The organism is Moorena sp. SIO3B2, from assembly GCF_010692525.1.
Classification (GTDB): Bacteria; Cyanobacteriota; Cyanobacteriia; order Cyanobacteriales; family Coleofasciculaceae; genus Moorena; species Moorena producens.
The window spans coordinates 41,978-66,840 of record NZ_JAAHHE010000010.1 but is presented as its reverse complement, the minus strand read 5'-3'; the positions used below and the strand labels follow the sequence as shown (position 1 = coordinate 66,840).

General features: G+C 43.4%; 19 protein-coding genes. 16 read left to right on the top strand and 3 right to left on the bottom strand.

Translation table 11 applies throughout. The annotated features are described in order from the left end of the window. Positions 1 to 55: 55 nt before the first annotated feature. The 8 genes from F6K38_RS04230 to F6K38_RS04195 all read left to right on the top strand — a co-directional run bounded on the left by F6K38_RS04230 (position 56) and on the right by F6K38_RS04195 (position 12,704). Positions 56 to 1,801: a histidine kinase dimerization/phosphoacceptor domain -containing protein gene (locus tag F6K38_RS04230; RefSeq protein ID WP_008189051.1), complete on the top strand. Its 1,746-nt coding sequence runs from the start codon at positions 56 to 58 to the stop codon at positions 1,799 to 1,801. Between the two features lie 12 nt (positions 1,802 to 1,813). Beyond that, positions 1,814 to 2,923 (top strand): hybrid sensor histidine kinase/response regulator, encoded by a 1,110-nt coding sequence (locus F6K38_RS04225; protein ID WP_008189053.1) that lies wholly within the window; start codon positions 1,814 to 1,816, stop codon positions 2,921 to 2,923. 269 nt (positions 2,924 to 3,192) lie between these two features. After that, positions 3,193 to 4,731 (top strand): ferredoxin--nitrite reductase, encoded by a 1,539-nt coding sequence (locus F6K38_RS04220; RefSeq protein ID WP_287356142.1) that lies wholly within the window; start codon positions 3,193 to 3,195, stop codon positions 4,729 to 4,731. 60 nt (positions 4,732 to 4,791) lie between these two features. Then, positions 4,792 to 5,916 carry an RNA-guided endonuclease InsQ/TnpB family protein gene (locus F6K38_RS04215; RefSeq protein WP_271969936.1) on the top strand — a complete coding sequence of 375 codons (1,125 nt, stop codon included), beginning with the start codon at positions 4,792 to 4,794 and terminating at the stop codon, positions 5,914 to 5,916. 39 nt (positions 5,917 to 5,955) lie between these two features. Then, positions 5,956 to 7,338 (top strand): ABC transporter substrate-binding protein, encoded by a 1,383-nt coding sequence (locus F6K38_RS04210; protein WP_287356140.1) that lies wholly within the window; start codon positions 5,956 to 5,958, stop codon positions 7,336 to 7,338. 289 nt (positions 7,339 to 7,627) lie between these two features. Next, complete coding sequence (locus F6K38_RS04205; RefSeq protein ID WP_287267806.1) at positions 7,628 to 7,771, top strand: hypothetical protein; 144 nt, start codon at positions 7,628 to 7,630, stop codon at positions 7,769 to 7,771. Between the two features lie 396 nt (positions 7,772 to 8,167). Then, positions 8,168 to 9,691, top strand: coding sequence for an MFS transporter (locus F6K38_RS04200; protein WP_287249376.1), 1,524 nt, complete (start codon positions 8,168 to 8,170; stop codon positions 9,689 to 9,691). A gap of 769 nt (positions 9,692 to 10,460) precedes the next feature. Further along, a complete protein-coding gene (locus F6K38_RS04195) occupies positions 10,461 to 12,704 on the top strand; it encodes a molybdopterin oxidoreductase family protein (protein ID WP_287249374.1) in 2,244 nt (747 codons plus the stop codon). 19 nt (positions 12,705 to 12,723) lie between these two features. Here the strand turns inward: F6K38_RS04195 and F6K38_RS04190 are convergent, their stop codons facing one another. Continuing rightward, a complete protein-coding gene (locus F6K38_RS04190; protein WP_131826975.1) occupies positions 12,724 to 12,939 on the bottom strand; it encodes a hypothetical protein in 216 nt (71 codons plus the stop codon). A gap of 401 nt (positions 12,940 to 13,340) precedes the next feature. On the opposite strand from F6K38_RS04190, the gene bchI reads away from it, so the two are divergent. The 3 genes from bchI to F6K38_RS04175 all read left to right on the top strand — a co-directional run bounded on the left by bchI (position 13,341) and on the right by F6K38_RS04175 (position 17,932). Next, positions 13,341 to 14,411 (top strand): magnesium chelatase ATPase subunit I, encoded by a 1,071-nt coding sequence (gene bchI / locus F6K38_RS04185; RefSeq protein ID WP_287249371.1) that lies wholly within the window; start codon positions 13,341 to 13,343, stop codon positions 14,409 to 14,411. 350 nt (positions 14,412 to 14,761) lie between these two features. Next, positions 14,762 to 15,679 (top strand): spondin domain-containing protein, encoded by a 918-nt coding sequence (locus F6K38_RS04180; protein ID WP_287249370.1) that lies wholly within the window; start codon positions 14,762 to 14,764, stop codon positions 15,677 to 15,679. Positions 15,680 to 16,531: 852 nt separating this feature from the next. Further along, on the top strand, positions 16,532 to 17,932 hold the full coding sequence (locus tag F6K38_RS04175; RefSeq protein ID WP_287356138.1) for a CHAT domain-containing protein: 1,401 nt from the start codon (positions 16,532 to 16,534) through the stop codon (positions 17,930 to 17,932). A gap of 112 nt (positions 17,933 to 18,044) precedes the next feature. On the opposite strand, the gene F6K38_RS04170 is transcribed toward F6K38_RS04175, so the two are convergent. Both F6K38_RS04170 and F6K38_RS04165 read right to left on the bottom strand, forming a co-directional pair. Then, complete coding sequence (locus F6K38_RS04170; protein ID WP_287356137.1) at positions 18,045 to 20,849, bottom strand: CHAT domain-containing protein; 2,805 nt, start codon at positions 20,847 to 20,849, stop codon at positions 18,045 to 18,047. A gap of 253 nt (positions 20,850 to 21,102) precedes the next feature. Continuing rightward, entirely contained in the window at positions 21,103 to 21,765 is a 663-nt protein-coding gene (locus F6K38_RS04165) for a ShlB/FhaC/HecB family hemolysin secretion/activation protein (protein WP_287356135.1), read from the bottom strand. Between F6K38_RS04165 and F6K38_RS04160 the strand changes: the two genes are divergently transcribed. The 5 genes from F6K38_RS04160 to F6K38_RS43215 form a co-directional block, all read left to right on the top strand. After that, positions 21,754 to 22,350, top strand: a complete 597-nt coding sequence (locus tag F6K38_RS04160) for a hypothetical protein (RefSeq protein ID WP_287356133.1) — start codon at positions 21,754 to 21,756, stop codon at positions 22,348 to 22,350. The two genes, F6K38_RS04165 and F6K38_RS04160, sit on opposite strands and share 12 nt — an antisense overlap. A gap of 79 nt (positions 22,351 to 22,429) precedes the next feature. Next, positions 22,430 to 22,720 carry a hypothetical protein gene (locus F6K38_RS04155; protein ID WP_131827236.1) on the top strand — a complete coding sequence of 97 codons (291 nt, stop codon included), beginning with the start codon at positions 22,430 to 22,432 and terminating at the stop codon, positions 22,718 to 22,720. Between the two features lie 56 nt (positions 22,721 to 22,776). Next, positions 22,777 to 23,466: a hormogonium polysaccharide secretion pseudopilin HpsB gene (hpsB, locus tag F6K38_RS04150; RefSeq protein WP_287356131.1), complete on the top strand. Its 690-nt coding sequence runs from the start codon at positions 22,777 to 22,779 to the stop codon at positions 23,464 to 23,466. Between the two features lie 54 nt (positions 23,467 to 23,520). Continuing rightward, the gene (gene hpsC, locus F6K38_RS04145; RefSeq protein WP_287356130.1) at positions 23,521 to 24,498 is read left to right on the top strand and encodes a hormogonium polysaccharide secretion pseudopilin HpsC; all 978 of its coding nucleotides are present in this window, start codon (positions 23,521 to 23,523) and stop codon (positions 24,496 to 24,498) included. Between the two features lie 246 nt (positions 24,499 to 24,744). Beyond that, positions 24,745 to 24,863, top strand: a 119-nt coding sequence (locus F6K38_RS43215; protein ID WP_353737168.1) for a prepilin-type N-terminal cleavage/methylation domain-containing protein, incomplete at its 3' end; no start/stop codon positions are given.

Below are 24,863 nucleotides of genomic sequence, written 5' to 3'. Positions count from 1 at the left end.
CCATAGTACTTGTTCGGTGAGTACTTATTAAGTAATATTCAAACTATATTAACAGATGGAACAGCAGCAGCTAGCACAAGTGTTGGAAACTGGCGATCTAGGGGAGTTGCTAGGCATTATTAACCAGCCTAACTTGCTCACCACCCTTGACTCTACACAGATGTGTAGGATTATCAAAGGACTTGGGCAAGTAGTGGAACAACAAACTGCTCAGTTAACTCAGGTCAATCAGCAATTACAACCGGAAATCACCAACCGTAAGCAGGTTCAGGAGAAATGGCTTCTGGGTGATCAGCAATTGGAATACCAATTTCAAAAACAGACAACAGAATTGTCCGAAGCTAATCATCAGCTGCGACAAGCAAAAGAGCAACTAGAGGCAGTTTTGGATGCTGTACCGGGAGCGGTGTCTTGGATTAGTGCTGATGGTCGATATCTTGGGGTGAACCGACATCTGGCTCAGAGCCTGCAATTACCTCCAGAGACTTTTGTCGGTAAAGAGTTGGGCTTTCTGGAGAGCAGCCCTCAGTTTGTTGGCTTTATGGGTGAGTTTCTCGCCTGTCGGGACTCAGGAGCTTCCCAGGTGGTCGAGCTGAAAGTGAAAAATTCTTCGAGATATTATCTAATTGCCGCTCAGAAGTACCAGCAAGGTGCTGCAGCCGTGTGTGTAGGGATTGATATCACCGAGCATAAACAGGCAGAATTAGCTCTACAACAGCTCAACCAAGAACTAGAACTCAGAGTCGAACAACGGACTTCTGACCTACGGTTCGTCAATGAACAACTTCGCAAAAGTGAGGAACAATTTCGCCTGATTTTTGAACTCTCTCCCATGGGTATGGCAATTACCAGCACTGATGACTCCGTGCTAAAGGTTAATCAAGCCTGTTGTGACACGGTTGGTTACACAGCCGAGGAACTGGGGCAGAAAAAGGCTACAGATATTATCCATCCCGATGATTTGACAATTAACCTTACCCCGAATCAAGACTTGTGGCCAGGAAGAACATCCCACTTTCAGATGGAAAATCGCTTACTCTCCAAAGATGGTAGAGTGATCCATGTTTTGACCAAGAAAGCAGTTTTAGTCAGGGATTCTCAAGGTAAGCCCCGAAAATTTTTTTATCAAATTGTAGATATCACCGAACGCAAGCAAGCAGAAAATCAGGTGAGAGCCTCTCTAACCGAAAAAGAGGTTTTGCTCAAAGAAATTCATCACCGGGTCAAAAATAACCTGCAAATTATTTCTAGCCTACTCCGACTACAGTCAAGGAAAGTTGAAGATCCACAAGCATTAAGTTTGTTCAAAGATTCCCAGCATCGGGTTCAATCTATGGCTCTGATTCACCAGCAGCTGTATCAATCGCCAAATTTAGCCCAGATTAATTTCGGAAAATACATTCAAACCTTAACCAATAACTTGTTCCGTTCCTACGGCATTAACCCACAGACAATCGCCCTCAATATCGAAGTTACCACAGCTCCCTTGACCATTGATGTAGCTATTCCCTGTGGGCTAATCATCAATGAATTGGTGTCTAATTCACTCAAATATGCCTTTCCTGAAAATCAAGAGGGTAAGATGGAAATCAGTCTAAGTTCAGATCAACAGGGTCAGCTAATCCTGAAGGTAAGTGATAATGGTATTGGTTTACCGGACAATTTAGACTTTCAATCCACTAAATCCCTTGGTTTGAGTATTGTTCGTAACTTGACTGCACAACTGGGGGGTAACATCATCCTTGACTGTAGCCAAGGCACTAGATTAGAAATAAAGTTTCCCCATTCACTGGATCTCTAGGGCAAGTCGAGCATGACCAAGAAAAAAATCCTAGTTGTTGAAGATGAAACCCTTGTGGCTATGGATATCAAGAATAGCCTCAAACTCCTAGGGTACATGGTTCCTGCTGTGGCTGTATCTGGAGAAGAAGCAGTTATAAAAGCTGAGGAAATTCAACCGGATTTAATCCTGATGGATATTCGTCTGAAAGGGGAAATAGATGGAGTGACTGCTGCCAGACTGATTAGGACAAAATGGAATATCCCAGTGGTCTATTTGACGGCCTATAGTGATGATATCACCCTAGAAAGAGCTAAGATAACCCAACCGTTTGGTTACCTCCTGAAACCATTTGAGGAAGAAGAACTGCGAGTTACCATTGAAATTGCCCTTTCTCGCTTCCAAGCAGAAACAAAAATCCGTCAAGCACTAGTAATAGAACAGGAGCTTAGAGAACAAAAATCTAGCTTTGTCTCTATTGTTTCCCACGAATGTCGTACACCTCTGAGTAAAGTTCTCCTAGCTACTGAATTGTTAGAACGTTATAGCAAAGATTTGGTCAAGGATAAACATCGCAAGTATTTTGAGCAAATTAAAGGCTCTATCCAAGATATGAGACAACTCTTGGATGAAATCCTCTTTATTGAAAAAGCAGAAGGAAACAAGCTAAATTTTCACCCAACTCCAATTAACCTAGTAGAATTATGCTCTGATTTGATAGAGCAGATGCAGTTGGCTACCGAGGGGAGCCATAGGATTATTTTGACTTCTCAAGGTAATATTCCTGATGCCTATATGGATACCCAACTCCTCAGATATATTTTCAATAACTTGCTATCCAATGGGATTAAGTATTCTCCTGAAGGGGGAACGGTAGAGTTTCAGTTAACCGTGGAAGGTAACTGGGCAATTTTTAAAATTAAAGACTCGGGAATTGGTATTCCCGAACAAGAGCTTTCCCAGCTGTTTGAACCTTTCCAGCGAGCTAGCAATGTTGGGGATATTCCTGGTACAGGTCTAGGATTATCGATTGTTAAAAAGAGTGTAGAGCAGCACCGTGGTCAAATTTTGGTAGATAGCCAGGTTGGTGTCGGTACTGTGTTTACCGTTAGACTACCCCTGTCCAGTCAGGATTGGGAGTAAGCTGGTCTTCCTTTGAATGCCATGGTTATGACAGCAGGGAAGCTTCGGGTGCAGGGGAGCTTCTGGAGCAGGGGCAGACTTGATATAACTTTATAATGCAATTTGTGCATTTAATTTATGCATTTTTTTAATTAAAATCATTATTAAGTAACAAAATATACAAAATTTTAGCAATACTTTAAATTAATTTATCAACATCAAGAGTAGTGACATCAGAGGCTCTGGACAAAACTTATCGCAATAGAGCAATAGGCAACGAGGGAACAGCTATGACCAGCGCAGCTAAGCCAGCCGCCAAAAAACTGAACAAATTTGAAAAATTCAAGGCAAAGAAAGATGGTCTTGCCATTAAGGAACAAATAGAAGAGTTTGCCAGAATTGGCTGGGAAGCAATAGATCCAGATGACCTACAGCATCGGCTGAAGTGGATGGGTGTCTTTTATAGACCTGTTACTCCAGGCAAGTTCATGCTAAGGATGCGGACACCCAACGGGATTGTCAACAGCACTCAGATGCAGGTACTAGCTGAGATAGTCCAGCGTTATGGTGAAGATGGTAGTGCTGATATTACAACTCGCCAAAACATCCAGTTGCGAGGTATCCGCATTGAAGACATGCCTGATATTTTCCGCAGGTTCGAGCAAGTTGGCTTAACTAGCGTCCAATCCGGTATGGACAATGTCCGCAATATTACTGGTTCTCCCATGGCGGGGATAGATCGCGATGAATTAATTGACACTCGGGATCTTGTCCAAAAGGTACAGGACATGATCACTAATAACAGCCAAGGAAATTACGAGTTTACTAACTTGCCCCGTAAATTCAATATTGCCATTGAAGGCGGTCGGGATAACTCAGTCCATGCTGAAATTAATGATATTGCTTTCGTGCCTGCCTACAAAGATGGACAACTAGGCTTGAATGTACTCGTAGGTGGCTTTTTCTCGGCCAAGCGTTGTGAAGCTGCTGTTCCCCTCAATGCTTGGGTACTGCCTAATGATGATGTGGTTGACTTGTGTCGTGCTATATTGGAAGTTTATCGCGACGAAGGCTCGCGGGCGAATCGGCAAAAATCCCGGATGATGTGGTTGATTGATGAGTGGGGGATTGATAAGTTCCGGGAGGAAGTCAGTAAGCAGTTTGGTAGAGAACTCCCGACGGCTGCTCCTCACGATGAAATAGATTGGGAAAAACGAGACCATATCGGTGTTTTTGCTCAAAAGCAACCAGGTCTGAATTATGTGGGTTTACACGTGCCCGTTGGTAGGCTTTATGCTCAGCAGATGTTTGATATGGCACGGATGGCTGAGGCTTATGGCAGTGGCGAAATCCGCCTCACAGTTGAGCAGAATGTGATTATTCCGAATATTCCGGATGCTAATCTCGACGCTTTCTTAGCTGAACCCCTCTTGCAGAAATTTACCCTTGAGCCCAAACCCCTAGAACGGCTTCTAGTATCTTGCACAGGAGCACAGTTCTGCAATTTTGCTCTGATTGAAACCAAAAATCGTGCCTTGGGAATAGTTCGGGAACTCGAAGAAAAGTTAGACATACCAAACCCCGTGCGGATTCATTGGACAGGTTGTCCCAACTCTTGTGGTCAACCCCAAGTAGCTGATATTGGTTTGATGGGAACCAAGGTGCGTAAAGACGGTAAGTCTGTTGAAGGAGTCAATATTTACATGGGTGGCAAAGTCGGGAAAGATGCTAAACTGGGCGAGTGTGTGCTCAAAAGTGTGGCTTGTGATGACTTACCAGAGGTCTTGGGTAATATACTGATCGAGAATTTTGGAGCAAAATCCCACTAGGTTAGTTCTGAGTCGGAGTTGCTAATAGTGAATAGAAAACCTTAGCAAAGGTTATCAAGCATGTATAAAGCGCTCAAGACTAAACTAAAACTCAATAACTATCAAAAAACCTTGATGGCACAACATGCTGGGTACTCTCGATGGGTATACAACTGGGGCTTGGCAATATGGCAGGAAGCCTCTCAACAAGGATTGAAACCCTCAGTGAGTACAATCAGAAAATTGTTTACCCACCACGTTAAACCTAACTACCCTTGGATGAGTCAACTATCATCCAAAGTGTACCAGTACGCCTTAATTAACTTAGGCTCAGCTTACAAATGCTTTTTCCAAGGACTAGGGAAATATCCCAGATTCAAAAAAAAGGGTAGACACGATAGCTTCACCATAGATAATTCGGGAAAACCGATAAAATTTTCAGGATGCAAGCACAAACTACCCAAGTTGGGATGGGTAAGAACTTATGAACCATTGCCAGATTTAGAAACAAAAAAAATCACTATATCTCGTCAAGCTGACGGCTGGTATCTGAGCTTTCATTATCAGTATCAACCACAACCAACACATAAACAAATCGATGTGGTTGGGGTAGATGTGGGAATAAAAGAATTAGCCACCCTTAGTACAGGGAAGGTTTTCACTGGTTCATTACCCTACCGCCAAGCTAAAAAGCGACTAGCTAGATTACACCGTGATTTGTCGAGAAAGACAAAAGGTTCCAAGAACTGGCACAAGTCAGTAAACCGATTAGCATTACAGCATCAAAGAGTTGCCAACATTCGCAAAGACACATTGGAAAAACTCACAACTTACTTAGCCAAAAACCACGGCACGGTGGTAATTGAGGATTTAAATGTATCGGGAATGATGGCTAATCATAAGCTGGCTAGTTCGATCGCTGACCAAGGATTCTATGAATTCAAAAGACAACTTGAGTATAAGTGTCAGTGGTATGGTGCCAAATTGGTAAAGGTGGATAGGTTCTATCCATCATCTCAGCTTTGTTCAAGTTGCGGGCATCGTCAGAAGATGCCGTTGGCAATCAGGACGTATAACTGTAGTGAATGTGGTCTAATCCTGGACAGGGATTTGAACGCAGCGATAAATCTGAAAAACGCCGTGGGCTCTACGGTGTCTGCCTGTGGACGGGGTGCTGCCGACAGTCCCGAAAGAAGCAGGAAATAAACAGCATTAACTAGCATTAGCTAGGTTTGTATCAGTTTTATGGAGCAGCAGCGCCGCAAGTTTCTCAAATACATCGGGTATGCCACAGTAGGATGTGGTTTTAGTGCCTGTAGCTCAAATAATCTATTCGATTTCCCAAAACGCGATCGCTCCTCTGAGCCAACTCAAGGACCTCCAGCTAACTTTGGTAAGTTAGAGAAAACTAACCTCACCATTGGCTTTGTTCCTGTAACTGACTGTGCTCCTTTAATCATTGCCAAAGAAAAGGGTTTTTTTCAGCGTTATGGTCTGAATGTGGGTCTTAAAAAATATCCTGACTGGTCAGCGGTTCACAAAGACTTACTATCATGGGGTATAGATGCCTGCGTTGCCTTGTTTGGATTGCCAATACTAACCAATTTTGGTTCACCCAAGGCACCAGTGATATCTCTAATGATGCTCAATCGCAATGGTGCTGGGATCACCTTTTCCAAAAAAGCTTGGCAAGGTGCTATTCGTGCTTCAACGGAGTACTATAATTTCCAAGATTTTGCCTACTCCTACAGGAAATACATTAAAAAATTAGCCGAGCCCCTCAAGCTAGGGATAGACTTGACCAACTCCATGGCAAACTATACCCTTCTCTACTGGCTATCAGCTATAGAGATTAATCCCGATAAACAGATTAAGTTAATCGAGTTTCCACCATCTCAAATGGTATACAAACTCCAAGCTGGGATAGTAGATGGCTACTGTTTAGATGAGCCCTGGAACCAAAGAGCAGTTGTAGACCAGTCTGGATTTACGGTTTATGTCAATCGGGATATTTGGAAAGGTCATCCAGGAAAAATACTCGCAACCATGGGACCTTGGGCAGAAAAACATCCCACAACCGCCCGAGCCTTGGTAGCGGCTGTTTTGGAAGCTTGTCAGTATTGTGACCAACTAGAAAATCGCCAGTCAATTGCTCAGATTATATCTAGGAGCAAATACATCGACACTAAGGTAAATTATATAGAAGGTTCTTTACTGGGCAACTATAATTATGGTGGCTTTGACCAGAAAGACCGATTTGAAGCAATCCCTGATTTTAATTTATTTCACTTCCAAGATACAGACTATCTGAAAAAGCCCAATCATGCTAATTATCCTTGGCGCTCCCATGGTGTTTGGTTGCTAACCCAAATGATTCGCTGGCGTCATATTAACCGACGTCAATATCCTAAGGATGCGGATAAAATTATCGACCGGATTTATCCAGTGAAAATTTATGAAGAGGTTGCCAAGGCGTTGAAAATCGATCTACCTAGTGAGCGTATGAGGGTTGAACCTGCTGATGTGTTTGTGGATCAAAGAGCATTTGATCCTAGTCAGCCAGTTAATTACCTCAATGGTTTCGATATCCGAGCTGATCGTTCTCAGGTGTTTGCTGCTGTCAATTAAGTCGTCAGCTTATGGGCTACAGATGGTGCTACTTGAGGTGCTATCAGCTATCAGTCACTTAAGACCCAAGCATCGCCCAAGTAAAAAAGCCCAAGTAAAAAATCCCAAGTAAAAAAGCCGACCTAGAGACTTTATCTATTGAAAGTCTCTAAACTTCTTATGCGCCCAAGGCTTGCATCACATTAGCTGGTTTAGAATGCCATGCAGCTAAAACCACCAATCAACCTTCAGCTGCTTCACTAATTGGCTTTGCTTAACTTAGGAATAATCTCAAGTTATAGTTCGGTCAGTGGTCAGTAGTCAATTACCCATTACCTATTACCCATTACCCATTACCCATTACCCATTACCCATTACCCATTACCCATTACCCATTACCCATTACCCTCAATTGATTCCACAATTGGCCAACACGCCAATTTTATGGCTTTGATGTAACTATTGAATATTAAATATGCATTTAATTCAACATAATATACAATTTGTAACAAATCATACGAAACTTCTGTTTCAGGGGTGTCACTATTAGTACCTGAACAATAGTATTAAGTTAACCTCAGAAAATTAGTATCTATGGGCGATTACTGTAGCAATGAATTCCGAAAGAATTACCCTAAAACAATAAGCTATAGTATTCAAACTAATAGGTAACTTTAATCAGTCAGCAAGTTGATGGCAACCGATCAGCTGGATTGTTTTGAAAGGGATTCTTTGGAGTAGTTTTTGGAGGAGACTAAATTAACCCAAACGCTCAGCTGTAATGGCTAATGCTGTTGGTGCGTGAATCTTCTGTTTTCGTAGTTTGTTTGAGTAGAGGAAAGGTATATAGATGCTCGCAGAAATGTGGTCCTTTCGTGGTAGGTATAAAATCCTCCACATGACCTGGTTTGCTTTCTTCCTGTCATTTGTAGTGTGGTTCAACTTAGCGCCCCTAGCAACACAGGTGAAATCAGACTTCGGTCTCGAAGTAGGTCAAATCCGAACCATCGCAATTTGTAACGTTGCCCTGACAGTGCCTGCCCGTATCATCATCGGGATGCTGTTAGATAAATACGGACCAAGAATCACCTACTCCCTTTTGCTGATTTATGCAGCAATACCTTGTATTGCTTTTGCCTCGGCACAGAACTTTAGTCAACTGGTGATTAGCCGCTTGGCACTGAGTATCGTAGGTGCAGGTTTTGTGATTGGCATCCGGATGACGGCAGAATGGTTCCCTCCCAAAGAAATTGGTTTAGCCGAAGGTATTTACGGGGGCTGGGGTAACTTTGGTTCTGCAGCAGCAGCCTTTACCCTACCTACCATTGCCGCATTTTTAGCCTTTGGCAGTCCAGGTCTGAACTGGCGCTTTTCCATTGCTGGGACCGGGATTATCGCTGCTCTGTATGGTGTCCTCTATTATTTTAACGTCCAAGATACTCCCCCAGGCAAAGTTTATCAGAAGCCCAAAAGCGCCAGAGGAATGGAAGTCACCACCAAAAAAGACTTTTGGTTTCTGATGGTGATGAATGCTCCTCTATCCATCATTCTTGGTGTCCTGGCTTGGCGCTTGAATAAAGTAGGCTTTTTCGAGCAAAATGTTCTCTACATCGTTTGGGCTGGTCTACTTGGGTTGTATTTGTTCCAAGCTTACAACTGCTGGGCAGTTAACAAAGATTTGTTAGCAGGTCGTAAGCGCTATCCTCCTGAAGACCGCTTCAATTTTTCTCAAGTTGCCATTCTAGAGTTGACCTACGTTGTTAACTTCGGCTCTGAATTAGCTGTAGTTTCTATGCTCCCTGCTTTCTTTGAAGGCACCTTCGGACTGAGCAAACAAGCAGCCGGGATGATTGCTGCTAGCTACGCCTTCATGAACTTGATGTCCCGTCCTGGTGGGGGTTTAATCTCTGATAAACTGGGTAGCCGCAAGATGACCATGGCAGTTCTAACATTCTGTATGGGTATTGGCTATCTGATCTTCAGTACGGTGAAAGGAGGCTGGTGGCTTCCTGGTGCGGTACTGCTGACCATGGCTTGTTCCTTCTTTGTGCAAGCTGGAGAAGGCTCTACCTTTGCCATCGTACCTCTGGTGAAGCGACGGATCACCGGTCAGGTGGCTGGTAACGTAGGTGCTTACGGAAACGTGGGTGCTGTCGCTTACCTGACTATCTTCAGTTTATTGCCAGCAGGAGATGTGGGTAACCGCATATTCTTCCAGATGTTGGGTGTTACAGCTTTGATTGTTGCCTTCCTGTGCTTCCTAGTCTTAAAAGAACCTAAGGGTTCCTTTGCTGACCTCCATGAAGGGGAAGAACAATACGCTACTGCTGCTAGCCCTGCTGCCGCTATGGAAACTGGAGACTTGATGAACTAGTTACTTGTTGGGTATGGTTGACATCACTCTAGAGATGCAACAAAAACACGAATTTTCTACCCTTACCTTGTCAAATACTATTCATTTTCTTACACTGAAATGAGTCAGTAACTTGTTTAACAAGGGAACACTACCGCCCAACGAAGAACTAAAAGCTCCTGAAGCTGGTCGTAAGTTAAGCGACGTAAAATAATGGACTGAGTGAAGTTACAGTGCGGCGAACGGAGTAGGCCAAGAGCCTCCATCAATAAATAAAATTAGCGCTTTGTCTTTGGCAAAGCTTTGTCGGCAACAACCATTAGTTTTAACTAATGCTATACCATCGTCCTACCGAATTAGGTTTGTACAGGTTAAATGTTGCACTAGATGGCTCAAAAATATCTAGATAAAAGTGGGGCAATCTTAATCAAGATTGCCCCAACGCTCACCTCCGAAATAATCGCTTCTTAAACAAGGAAAAAATAGTCAACCTTTAGGTATTAGCTCTTCAAGACTTAACCTGATTTTGAATTAACAAAAATTTTCACAAAATCCTATCGAAAGATATAATTGCTATTGAAAAATCCTTAAGACGGTAAATAATGTAGCGAACTAGCTAACTAATTTATGATTAATTTTTATGATTAATTTTAACTCAACATTTGTTAGTAATAACTGATATTTGATATAAGAAATATTAATAATATTAATCATAAATTAAGTGAAAAAACTATTTAATATAGTTACAAACTATAAAAATAGTGAAAAAAAAAAATTGGGGGAAAACATCATGACTGACTCAGCTAAGACACTCTGTCCCTACTGTGGGGTGGGCTGTGGTCTGGAAGTATTGCCTCCAGCTGGTTCTGGTCGTGCTACCTATCGAGATAGCCAAGGCAATCCGATTTGGAAAGTCAGAGGCGATCGCTCTCATCCCTCAAACCAGGGTATGGTTTGTGTCAAAGGTGCCACGGTTAGCGAGTCTTTGGATAAAGACCGCCTCAAGTATCCCATGATGCGGGATTCCCTAGACCAACCATTTCAGCGAGTCAGTTGGGATGAAGCCCTAGACCGAGTAGTGAATCGGATTCAGACGGTTCGTTTCACCCAAGGACCAGAAGCAATTTGTATGTACGGTTCCGGTCAGTTCCAAACCGAAGACTACTATATTGCCCAGAAATTGCTCAAAGGTTGTCTCGGTACCAATAACTTTGATGCTAATTCCCGCCTGTGCATGTCCTCAGCTGTAGCTGGATACATCCAAAGTTTTGGTTCCGATGGTCCTCCCTGCTGCTATGACGATCTAGAATTAACTGACTGTGCCTTTTTGATTGGGACTAATACAGCAGACTGTCACCCCATTGTATTTAACCGTCTACGTAAGCATCACAAAAAGCATCGTCATGTTAAAATGATAGTGGTAGATCCTCGCCGCACGTCTACCGCTAAGCTGGCTGATTTACATCTAGCGATTAAACCGGGTACTGACATTGATTTACTCAATGGTATGGCTCACTTACTATTGCGCTGGGGTAAACTGGACACGGAATTTATTGAGGAGTGTACCAGCGACTTCTCCGCATACGCTCAGATAATTATCAACTATCCACCGGAAATCGTTGCTGAAAGATGTGGTATACCGGTGCATGAACTTGAGGAAGCCGCTCGCTACTGGGCAAAATCAAAGCGTGTCCTGTCTTTGTGGTCAATGGGGGTTAACCAATCCTCAGAAGGTACCGCTAAAGTCCGCACCATCATCAATCTGCACCTGATGACAGGCAACATTGGTAAACCAGGAACAGGACCATTTTCTCTAACTGGTCAACCTAATGCGATGGGAGGACGAGAAGCTGGGGGACTGGCTCACATCTTACCGGGTTATCGGGTAGTAAAGAATCCCCAACACCGTAGTGAGGTGGAACAGTTATGGAAACTCAAGCCAGGGACAATTTCTCCTAATCCTGGTCTTGATGCTTGGAGCATGATCAAAGGTTTAGAAACTGGAGAAGTCGGTTTCTTGTGGATTGCTGCCACTAACCCAGCTGTCAGTATGCCGGATATTGAACGAACTAAGGCAGCCCTAAGAAAATCCGCCTTTACTGTCTATCAAGATGCCTACTACCCCACTGAAACCGCTGCCTATGCTCATGTCTTGCTCCCAGCAGCCCAGTGGAGTGAAAAGACTGGCGCTATGACTAACTCTGAGCGAGTTGTCACCCTTTGCCCCCAATTCCGTAATCCACCAGGGGAAGCCAGACCGGATTGGGAAATCTTTGCGGAAGTAGGGCGTCGCCTAGGCTTTACTAAAGAATTTGACTTTACTGACTCTGCTGCTGTTTATCGGGAATTTGTCCAACTGACCCGTGGACGACTTTGTGACATGACCGGACTTAGTCACGAACGCTTACGGAAAGACGGTCCGATTCAATGGCCTTGCCCTGAGGAGTTCCAAAACCAAGAGTCTTCTGAGTCAATCAGCAATACTGGCAAACGGCTTTATACTGACTTCCGATTCAATACGCCAGATAGCAAGGCAAAATTTGCCGCTTTCCATTCTAAAGGACTGGCAGAACCCCCGTCGGACGAGTATCCGTTGGTGCTGACCAGTGGCAGACTTTATGGTCACTGGCACACCCAAACCCGCACCGGACGGATTGAGAAAATCACCAAAATGTACCCCAATCCGTTACTAGAAATTCATCCCCGTGATGCCCAGAAGCTGGGGATTCAAGATGGGGGTTGGGTAGAAGTGCGATCGCGTCGCGGAACTTGCCGCTTCCCAGCTCAAGTCACTAAAGCGATTACTCCTGGTACAGTGTTTGCTCCCATGCACTGGGGAGCTTTGTGGGCAAATCAGGCAGAAGCTAATGCTCTGACCCATCCCGAATCTTGTCCCATTTCCCTGGAACCAGAATTAAAAGCCTGTGCTGTTAACTTGGTGCCCATCAGTGAAACTGACAGTATGCGATCGCAAAATCCCAACCAAGAGCCATTAGGAACACCGATTTTACAGAAGCTCAAAGTTTTTAGTTAATTGTTTAAAGTTTCCATTCTCAATTGCGCTCTCCAAGAGTTTCCCAAAGACCTGCCTCACCAAGGGTGATTGGAGTCTGGGTTTGTGTCTGGGCAAAATTTGAAATAGACATAAACGGCACTAACCCCATCACCAAGGAGCACAAAACTATCAGCATAGTCATCCTGACTGGATGCTGCCACTGTGTAGTTACAACATGAGACTGGGTTGTGCTGCTAAGCTCTTGCATGCTCATGACTAAAACCTCAAAATAGATGTGTACGAATATATGGATAGTTCACTGCTTCCTGTCAGGATGCAGTGCATTGTTCGTCTTCATGCCAAGTTGCAGGGACAGTCGGCAACTTGGTATTTGTTTATACACCGAAATCCTTTACATTTTGAATCATACAAACATTTTGGTAAAAAGTAGCTATATTTACCAAATAAAAACACAAAAAGTAACACTAGTTACAGATTTTCATTAATTTTTGTGAAAAAGAGTAAATTATGAAGTTTATAGGCATAGATCTTGGCTGGACTTCTGGAGCGACTGGAAGTTCCTGCTAAAAGGGAAAAGACTGATCAACTCTCAGGGCACGCCCTATGGCAAAATAGTAATCGTCGAGAAAAATCAACAACAATAAAGTAATCCCAGTGAGTCCTACTGCCCAAGCGCCCAAGACTACTACTCGCCGCCTAGTGTTTCCTTTCACCGCCATTGTCGGTCAGGAAGAAATGAAACTGGCATTGCTCCTAAATGTGATCGATCCCAAAATTGGGGGAGTAATGATCATGGGCGATCGCGGCACAGGCAAATCTACTACCATTCGTGCCTTAGCTGATTTATTACCAGAAATCGATGTAGTTGCTGAAGACCCCTTTAACAGTGACCCATTGGATCCTGACTGGATGGGCAATGGTAATGGAGCATCTGCATCCAGGACTTCGGTCAAGAAAAAAGTTCCCATGATAGATTTACCCTTAGGGGCAACTGAAGACCGGGTTTGTGGTACAATCGATATAGAAAAAGCATTATCTGAAGGTGTCAAAGCTTTTGAACCAGGACTTCTGGCTAAAGCTAATCGAGGCATCCTCTATGTAGATGAGGTTAATCTGCTCGATGACCACCTAGTTGATGTACTCCTAGACTCCGCTGCTAGTGGTTGGAATACTGTAGAACGGGAAGGTATATCTATTCGCCACCCTGCTCGCTTTGTTTTAGTAGGTTCTGGTAACCCGGAAGAAGGAGAATTACGACCCCAGTTACTAGACCGCTTTGGGATGCACGCGGAAATCCGTACGGTCAAAGAACCAGTGCTGCGAGTCAAAATTGTGGAAGAACGGGGATATTTTGACCAAAATCCTCACAAATATATTGAACAGCACCAATCTGAGCAAGAAGTATTACAGAAACAGATAGTAATGGCTCAAGAGCGACTTGCTGAAGTAGAAATGGACTACGACTTTCGGGTGAATATTTCAGAAGTTTGCTCAGAACTCGATGTGGATGGGCTCAGGGGTGATATTGTGACTAATCGGGCGGCTAAGGCCCTGGCTGCATTTGAAGGACGAACTGAAGTTACCGTGGATGATATCCGCCGGGTGATTACCTTATGTTTACGACACCGCTTGCGTAAAGACCCCCTCGAATCAATTGATTCAGGATATAAGGTTCTCAAATCCTTTAACCGTGTTTTTGGGGTTGAAGCAGCTGAAGAAGATTGAGTTACTGTAGCGCAATGATTAATCAGTAAGATTCATCAGTAATAGTTAATGGGTAATGGGTGATATTGCCCCAATGCGATCGCAAAAACTCAGCAGGTAGGTATTGGATGCCAGGGTTGAAGACTTGCCCGTAAGTCTACCCTCGGTATGGTTGTAACAGCATATGAGATCATGTCCGGTTTATAAGCTTTTATAAACCGGATTTGGTTTTATTTTCACATTTGTCATAACTTTACTAAATATCCGTCAAAATTATTTTTTCCATAAAGCTTTTTAATTAGAGATTGATCAAGGAATTTGATTGTACTAATTTAAAGCTAGCAATAAATAGTTCATTCAACTTAGTAATTATGAATGGAATCAAAGGTTTAAAAAACCAGGCCATTTTCTTAGCTAGTTTACTGACTGTTGGTTCAACAGTGAGCATAGCATCAACGGCAAACGCTGTGACTCTTAAGGTAACTGTTGAGAATTTGACACCAGAAAATGGTGGTGTTGTCACTCCTGTTTGGTTTGGTTTTCATGATGGTAGTTTTGATAGTTTTAATATTGGCGAATCTGCTTCTTCTGGAATAGAAGCCTTAGCAGAAGATGCGATCACAGGTCTGGAAGCTACTGTTCCTGGTCTAGTTGAATCCTTTATAGAACTAGGCCTGGATCCCAACGATGTCCCACCCCAAAGTTCACTTATTGCTGGTCTGTTTGCTGACAGTGCTGCTGCTCAAAACGGTGGTGTTCAAGGTATAGTTGTAGATTTAGATAGCCCTCTAGGTCTTTTTTCTGGGGATGTTGTCTCGACAAAAATCAAACTGGATGAAGATTTAGCTAGCAACTCCTTCTTCAGCTACGGTGCAATGTACTTCCCTAGTAACGACGCTTTTATTGCTAACGATAACCCAATCGCCATCTTTGATGGTGATGGTAAATTTATTGGTGCAGACTTCATTGTTCTAGGTGACCAGGTTTGGGATGCTGGTACAGAAGTTAACGATGAGAATCCTTTGAATGTACCATTTGATTTGGCTGTAGTTGGGGATGGTATTGATGAAAACGGTCTTGTTCTGCCTCATCCTGGTTTTCTACCAGCAGGTAGCGGTGGTGTTTTAGATTTTGGAGATGGATTATTTGCCAATGCTGATTTCACCACACCAGGTTTTCAGGTAGCCCGGATTACCATTGAAAAAGTACCAGAACCAGCCACAATTACAGGACTGTTATTACTAGGTGGTTTATCAATATTACGCCGTCGAGTTGGTCGCAGCAGATAACTCTTTTGTTTGAAGGGGTGACAAACTAGCCTGGCAGGGTAAACGCATCTAATTTTGAAATGCTTACTGGATATGAGATTGATCAGATAAGTATTTATGCTTATTGATTTTGAAATTTCTGTCTTGATGCAGTGCGGTCTTGGGGGAAAACCCCAAGACCGCACTGCATCGGTTCTGAGTAAGGCTTCTAGAATTTAGATGCCTTTGCCCTGACGAGCCTGGTTGACTGACAAAACTATTTAACTCCTTGCATAAATAACCAAGTTAAGGGTGATAGGTAATATAGAGCAATCCTAATTAGCCATCCTAATTCCTAGGTGAACACTACTCTGTCCTGAGTTTTCAGTTTTGAGTTCTCAGTTGGGCAGTTTTGGGTCAGACCGATCACTTTTCACTATTTCTATAGGATTACTATTAAGCACCTAAACAAAATTAATTTCCTACTACTAATCCCTGTAACCCTTACAGTGTAAGGCTTTGAATTTTTGAAAATGGGTAATTAATTTTGTGCACCTGCTTATGTTTGGCTTTAAAAAAGATTGACTATTCTGACAGATGGATTTTTAATCCATCTGCTGTCAATTCTGCTCTTTCTAATCGTAAGTATTAAGCGTTTAGCGTTTAGCTTTCAGCTACTCCTAATCATGATAATCCGAAAAACGGAGATTTGTCAAGAAAAACTTATCTATTGGCCACTTTCAGCCAAATTCTTAAGTTTTGCTTGATTCCAAAGCTGACTGGATAAGTGCCTTCGTGTAACGTGGGCGTAGCGCGATTGACCGTAGGTCACGCTACGCCCACGCTAAATACTTACGTTTGCTACTTACCTTTGCTTTTACCCGTGAGGTAACTATGAAACGAATAGCGACTAGCTTTAGCTGGTTCCTAGCGACACTACACTTCACCGGAACTATCAGTGCTCTTTCGGTGCAGGCACAAGCCACTAAGCCAATGTCTAACAACACTGTATCCAATGCTCTTACTCAAACTATTGCTCAATCACCAGCTGTTAATCCCCCCAACTTTGGACAAGCCCTGGACAATAACCAAGTAGTAGAAGCAGTACCTTTAATTGAACAAACTTGGGAAAAACAATATCAGAATCACCTAGGCATCAATTTTCCTGACCAATCCATCACTGTGGAGGAAATTGCTGATACTCTTGGCAAAATCACCAATCAAACTGGTCAAAAGCCTGGTCTTATCTATATGGTTCCGCGACCCCAGCAACTAGAGCTGGTATTAATTACACCAGAAGGTAAGCCCATTCACAAGCGTGTCTCCGCAGCCAATAAGGAAGCTCTGTTGAGCCTAGTGCAAGAGTTTATCCAAACTATTACTCATCCTATTCGTAGACACACTAAAGATTATCTACCAGTAGCTCAGCAACTCTATCAGTGGATGATTGAGCCATTGGAACCATACCTTAAAACTCAAGGTATCGATAATCTAATTTTTTGCCTAGGTGGAGGGTTACGCCACCTGCCCTTTGCTGCCTTACATGATGGCCAAGAGTTTCTGGTCGAAAAGTATAGCTTAGCCCTGATTCCGGCCTTCAAATTAACAGATACCGTTTATAGTGATCTGAAAAATTCCGATGTTTTGGCTATGGGGGCATCAGAATTTAATGAACACAATTCCTTACCTGCTGTGCCGGTAGAGTTATCTGTTATCACCCAATATCCCTGGCAAGGAAAATCTTTCCTCAATAAAGATTTTACCCTAACTAATCTACAGTGGCAACTGGGATATCATAAGAATTTTCAAATCCTGCACCTGGCAACTCATTCAGACTTCCAGGCGGGAAAACCAAACAAGTCTTATATTCAGTTTTGGAATAGTAAACTGACTTTAGATACATTCGCTGAATTACGTTGGCACTCACCAGCGGTAGAATTATTGGTGCTGAGTGCTTGTCAAACTGCCATCGGGGATAAAGAAGCTGAGCTAGGCTTTGCGGGATTAGCAGTTCGCGCCAATGTCAAGTCAGCAGTCGCTAGTTTATGGTATGTCAGCGATGGTGGAACCTTAGTGCTGATGAGTGAATTTTATCGGTCTCTTAAAACTGTACCAATTAAGGCTGAAGCCTTGCGACAAGCTCAGATTGGGATGTTGAAACAAAAGGTAAGTTTGGCTAGTGTTACTGATCGACCAAATGTATCCTTGCCTCCAGAATTAGCATCTCTCAACTACGAAGATTTATCCCATCCCTATTATTGGGCGGCTTTTACAGTAGTTGGTAATCCTTGGTAAAACCCTGCTCTTCTTTAAGCCATCAGCCATCAGCTATCAGCTATCAGCTATCAGCTGAGCACTGACAACTAACCACTGACTGCTGACTGCTGACCGCTGATGGCTAACGCTACTACAACCAATTCCCTACCATGATATAAGGAGCCCAGTAATAAGGGTGTTCATAGTTTGGGTCTTGTAAAATTGATTTTTGGGCGCGATTGAGGGCTTCAGCTTTTGAGATTGATTTGTCAGTAAGTTCCTGGTAAAATCGATTCATTAACACAGCTGTGGCTTCATCATCCACTAGCCAAATAGTAGCAAGAGTACTACGTGCTCCTGCTTCTATCGCTACACCAGCTATACCCAGAGCCGCTCTCTTGTCCCCAGTTGCTGTTTGGCATGCACTCAGCACCAGTAATTCGATCGGAGTGGATTGGCGTAGGTCTGTTGTTTGCAGTAAGTCCTTCAACTCATTAACATTTATCTTACTATCCCAGGTCAGAATGAACGTCTTCTCAGCTTCAGAGCTAAATTCACCATGGGAGGCGATGTGTACTACTGGGAAAGGAGCTGCTTCAACAGAATTTTCAAAGTTGGTTTCAGTAAAGTCCTGATTGAGTAAGATTTCACTAGGAACTTGAGCCTTAATTTTCTCTAGCTCTACTTCTACAAATGGCAAAGGATTATATCCCTGACGGGATTCAGATAACCCAGCCGTTAGGACTTTGATATCTTCCCTGACTAAGCGCTGGGGATTCATTAAATCTAGTCCAGGGGTTAGCGCTATACTATACTTCTCGACTAAATACTGCTTACCGTCGTGAAGTGCTGCCATCGGAATATTGCGCAAGGCTCCATCAAGAACAAATACTAGGGTGTCTACTTGAGAGTTAGCTAAATCCTCTTCAATCGGTCGGATTATCCAATTGTATACCTGCTGCGACATTGGGAAAAATTTCCGTCGATGAAGCTGGGGTAGGAAGTGACGCAGGTCTTCCAGAGTAGATTCAATTTGGTCTTGGGGAAGCTCTGTTCTATAGTGGCGCAGTGGTTGTTGGGGTAAGCGGATAATAATATCCACGCTTTCTGGTAGTATGATAGGATAAATTAATGCTGCTTTAGTATCAACTTGGTCGATGACTTGATCAATCACTACAGGAGTAGCATTTAAGCAGGCTGAGCGAAAATAGTTATCTAGTTCGGCTAACTGTAGTGACTCAATGATCTCACGAGCTTTTTCCAAGTTGTCGGGATTGGCTTCATTCCTGTCTGATTGCAGCAGTAATTGCACGAATTCTCGATAAACTGGCTCTACACTCTCTCGAAATGTAAACCTGACCTGTTGGTTAACAGCTACTAGGTCACTGCGTAGAGACTTGAGGGTGTTAACAGCTTCTGTGTAAGCTGCGATCGCATTTTCCTCTTCTCCAAGCCCTGTCGAAATACGTCCCAGTTGCCATTGCCAGCGATAGCTAATATCCGGAGCATTGACTTCCTGAGCTAGCTTTAAGGCTTGTTGAGTCAGGTCTTCAGACTCTGGCAACTGCTGATTCTGCTCATACAGTTGACCTAGACTACCAAGAGCATAAGCTTCCGCTCGCTTATCTCCCAATGCTTTAGCCTGTTGTACCGCAGTAGCTAGGATTTTAGCAATTTCATAAGAAGGCTGAATGGCCTTCTTAACCGAAGGCTGAAGTCTCTTGGCTAGCGATGCAGCGAGGTAGCGCGGTCTTGGGGGTTCCCCCCATGAGCGACTACCGGTGCGGTCTTGGGGGTTTCCCCCATGAGCGACTGCATCAAGAAAAGTTTGAACATATCCTTCATCCTTGATACTTCTAACTTCATCCTTGATTAGGCTTTGAGCAAAATTAATCCTCAGATAGATACTGCGGCGGCTCAGAGGTATCGATTCCAGTTGGGGCAGGATTTGAGGGATTAGTGCTTGTGCTTCCTTTATCCTTTTAGTATCAATCAATAAGCTAAGTTGATTTAATTGGGCTTCAAGCTTAGTGATTGGATCTAATGACTGATCGAATGCTTGTTGATAGTAATCAATAGCCTCGTCTAATTCTTGCTGAGCCCGTGCTGTATTGCCTAAGCTAAATAATATAGCGCTAATCTCCTGAGAGTATGGTAAGCTTCGGGCAATCTCTAAGCTTTTTTCTAAGGTTTCCCGGGATTGGCTCAGCTCTCCTACTAATTGACGCATATTCCCAAGGGATCGCAATCCTATCGCTTTGTTCAAAGAGTCAGGTTGAGCAACTAAGGATTCCTCGACCTGATTGAGTAGATTCAACGCCCGCTTATACATTCCTAAGTCTTGTAGGGCTTGCGCTATATTAATCCGACTGCGAATCTGACCAGCTTCATCCCCTAATTCACCATAAGTTAGCGCAGCTTGCTCCCAACTTTCCATTGCTGCTTTTGATTCTGATGAACCAAGCTCAATACTTCCTTTTATCATTAGGGATTGCGCCAGCACTTGTAAGTATGCTGTAGACTTATCCCGGTTTTTTATATAGCGCAATATTTTTTCACTATTAGCGATCGCATTCTTGGCTTGAGTCCATAACCCCAGTTGCTGATAAGCCAACGAGAGATTACTCAACACCATTGCTTCTGAGAGTTGATCTCCCTGAGCCTGATTAGTCTTAAGAGCTTGTTCTAAAACATCTACTGCTTCGGCGAATCTACCTGAATCGTAAAGACCTTTCCCCTGTTTAAGTAACCTGGAAACTGTCAGGTTAGCCTGTTCAAGGTTCTTAGGTTGTTCGCGTAGCGTGGCCGAAAGGCCAAAGTTAGCAGGTTGAAAGTTAGCAGGTTTTTCCCGTAGCGTGGCCGAAAGGTCAAGATTAGCAGCTTTAAGGTGATCAGGTTTAAGGTTAGTAGCTTTAAGAGCAATATCCCCTTCAACCTTCAACCTTTCAACTTTCAACGTTTGTGGGACTGTCGCTAAAACCGGAGGGACTAAATTGCACAGTAACGCTGTTAATATAGCAATTAGAGGTAACCTTATCCACCGCCTTATCCTCAACCCTAAGGATTTTCGATTTACTCTCGCTAGACTACCATAATATATCCTTTTTTTGACCATGATTCATTTTCTCCCTTGCTGCACCTCATCACTATGAAAAACGCTATCTTAATTAGAATGTAGAATTTAGAATTTAGAATTTTAATTTTTATGTTCAAAATGGTCTAAAAATCACCGAAAAGTAGAATCCATCTTCCTGTAACGTTCTATCCCTAGTTTCAACATCCACTAACTGCAAGCCCCAGCCGATATTAGCCTCCAGTAAATCTCCTTGCTGCCATCGCAAACCTAGACCAAGGGATGCGATCGTGTTATCATCAATATCATCGTCTCTATTCCAGCCAGTACCAAAATCAAGAAAAGGAGTCAACTGCACTAGAGTTCCGCTATCAGGATTCTGAATAATTGGCAGACGCAGCTCCGCAGAAATAAACGCACCATTGTCTGATAGAATCAGATCCTGGCGATAGCCCCGTACACTCTGTAAACCCCCAATCCCTATCTGTTCTAATGGTACCAAGCCTCGGTCTGCTAGTTGCACATCCCCTCGGATTAATAATATAGTATTTGGTGCCAGTAGCCTTACCCATTGCCCTTGACCACGCCAAGCGAAGAAATTGCTATCGGGTCCACCCCTGTTAATCGTAGTATCTCCTGAACTAATCCCGATACTTAACTGGGAACGAGCTGCTAACACTTGTTGCTCACTGCGCTTAGTCCACTCTTGGAATAACCGGATGGCATTAATCCGCGTACGCCCTTCATCATCAGNAATAACGGACTCCCGATAAGAGAAGGGGAATGTGTGGAAATCCAAGAGGGCTGGACACAGCGAGCCAATCCCAATCAGAACCCGGACGGAGAAACCTTCAATTTAGTGATTGCTTCCGGGGATAGTCCCCCAAGCCCAACGGAAAATAATGGTGGTGTAGCTAACTTCGTCCGTTACCTAGAAAACTGGCGGCAACCGGGAGGAAGCTGCAGGGAAACAGACGGTATTCCCGCTCGGATCAGTGGCTCTCTGATCCAGTTCAAGCGTTCTGCCTATGATACAGCCCCATTCTGGCATGGTTCCCAGAATGCCCCGAATGAAATAGTTCCCAGTCGATTTGGATACCAGATAGATGATGATGATCGAGGGAATGGGTCTTTCATGCCCTATGCCGCTGCTAGTGGCCGACTTCCCTATTACATGGCACCCAAACGTCGATATGGTTTCGATGTGGCTCTGTTGACTCAGTTACCAGACCTTTTCTCTGGCCTGTTTACCACTCCCTCAGCGGGAGACCCTGATGAGTTTTTCCGGGAAGTTTCCCGAGATGACAGCTGGGTGGAAACTTTACTGTGTGCTAAAGACGATAAAGGAAATCTAGCGGTTAACGGGCGCTATTGCCGGAAATAAAAGGTTTTCAGGTTGGAGGTTAATTGGTTGAACTATGAATAATCAAGCACGATTGTGATTAATCTCAGGGTGGTGGGCAGTGCCTACCACCCTGATTTGCCAGAAAATGAATTGGTCTGATGCACTGCCCACCCTACATCTACATCTGGCTCCGGTTCCCCCCTTGTTAAGGGGGGTTAGGGGGGATCTGACACTCCCAATTAACCGAGCAGTGCCTACCCAACCTTGGGTGGTGCGTTACGGGGCGGACTATCCCAAGACTGGCTACGAGGCGAAAAATAATGGCAAGCCCGCCCCTAACACACCCTACGCAACTGCCATCGGTGGTGGGCAGTGCCAATCCAAGTCTATGGCACGCAAATCAATCTAACTCCAGCACTGCCCACCCTACATATTTCGACTCCCTTAATAATTAATAGTTAAATCATGATCAATCCCCAGAAGCAACAACCCCTTTGTCAATCATCAGATGCTGGTTTCACAATCATGGAATCCTTGATGGCAATGCTGATCATTACTATTCTGATGCTTGGCATCTCACCCATGATTGTTTTAGGGGTGGCCAATCGAGTCCAATCGCGACGAGTAGAACTAGCAGTGCAAGCAGCTAGAGGCTACATCGATGGTGTGCGGAGTGGAGCCATCGACCATCCCGAAGACAAGGTAACTATGACAGATGACGACATACGAACAAAAAGAGATAAATTTGCGAAGACTGATGCTCCTCCTCCAACATCAAAGTTAAACGGTTGTAACAAAAATTCCTATTGCGAGAATGACCCTAATACCAGTATTTACTGTATAGATCTCGATGAAGGTGGCTGTAGTAGTGACAGTCCAAGAGACTTAATCATCCAGGCATTTCGGAGTATCACTTCATCAGGAGACCCAAGTAATAATATTGATAAAAGCTACTTTCTGGGGGTGCGGGTTTACCGAGCCGATGCCTTTAAGGATAAAGGTGACTTGACCATTGGTGAGAAGGGGGCTAAGGCAAAAGCCAGGGGACCAGGATTAAGCGATCGCAAAGCCCCCCTAGTAGAAATGACTACAGAAATTACCACAGGTACACCCGATTTTAGCCTTTTTTGCCAGCGCCTAGGGGGTTGTAAATAATCTTGTAACGAATACGGTAATTACTATCAAATACTACTAACAAAAACCCTAACCATGATTAGCTCACTCAGAAAGTTACTCGCCCATCAACTCAAAAACAATAAGCCTAAGATCAACCATGGCGGCTTCACCTTAATTGAACTCCTGGTGGCCATGATTGTTGCGGTACTGATCATCGCGCCACTATTAAGATTTATGATTACTATTGTCGATACAGACCGTAAAGAGCAAGCCAAAGCTACCTCAGAACAAGAAATCCAAGCCGCTATGGACTACATAGCCAGAGACTTGGAGCAAGCGGTCTATATCTATGATGCTTCTGGAGTGGAAAGAGATAATAACGACGAACCGGATAAATCTGGAATCCGAAAGGAAATCCCACCAGTTGCTAATGAAGTAGGGGGTTGTAACAAAGGTAACTGTCAACCTGTGCTGGTATTCTGGAAGCGGAAGTATTTTTATAGAGAAGACAAAGTCAATGGCAAAACCATTGGCGACTTTACCAATAAAAATGATACCTTTGTCTATGCTTTGGTTGCCTATTACTTAATCACTGAAGAAAATGATAAGTGGTCAAATATTGCTAGAATTGGTCGGTTTGAAGTTTATGATAAAATCATCGATGTCACTTCAAATAAAGTAAATAAAGTTGGTATACCTGCTAGCCCAGGCTTTAAATCCTTTGATCTTAGCAAGAAAGGAAACAGCCTCAAGGAAAAATTGAATCAGTGGACAAAAGAGGATGCTCCTTACACTACTCAAGCTCAAATCTTGGTAGATTACATTGACAACAAAGCAACGGCAATAACACCAGATTGTCCAAATAATTATTCGTTGGTTCCAAGTGAACCAAAAGGTGGCTTCTATGCTTGTGTGGATGCAGAAAAAAGAATTGCCCAATTATTTTTGATAGGGAATGCTTTAGCTCGGCTCAAAAATAATCCAAATGACTATGAATACAAACCAAACCGGTCTAGCTATTTCCCGACCGTAACCATGCAAATTGAAGGACGGGGTTTCTTAGGACTATGAATACAAAGAAGACCGGTCTCGCTATTTTCCTAGTGTAACCATGCAAATTGAAGGACGGGGTTTCTTGAATATTAACTAATATAGCAGTTTGGAATTGGGTGAGGTACGTTTTTTTAGGGAGTAGGGAGTAAGGATCCCCCCTCACCCCCCTTAATAAGGGGGGAATGGAGGAATAAGATTGAATGTACTTGATAAATATCAGAAACGCTATAGGATTTTATGTAGTTACCGTTTTCTATTAATTATATGTTTACATCTCAACTAAAAATGTTATATCATAAAACCCTAAGCCGGAAACCAAATCAGGATGCTGGCTTCACGTTGATCGAATTAATAGTAGTTATATTACTAGTAGGAATTTTATC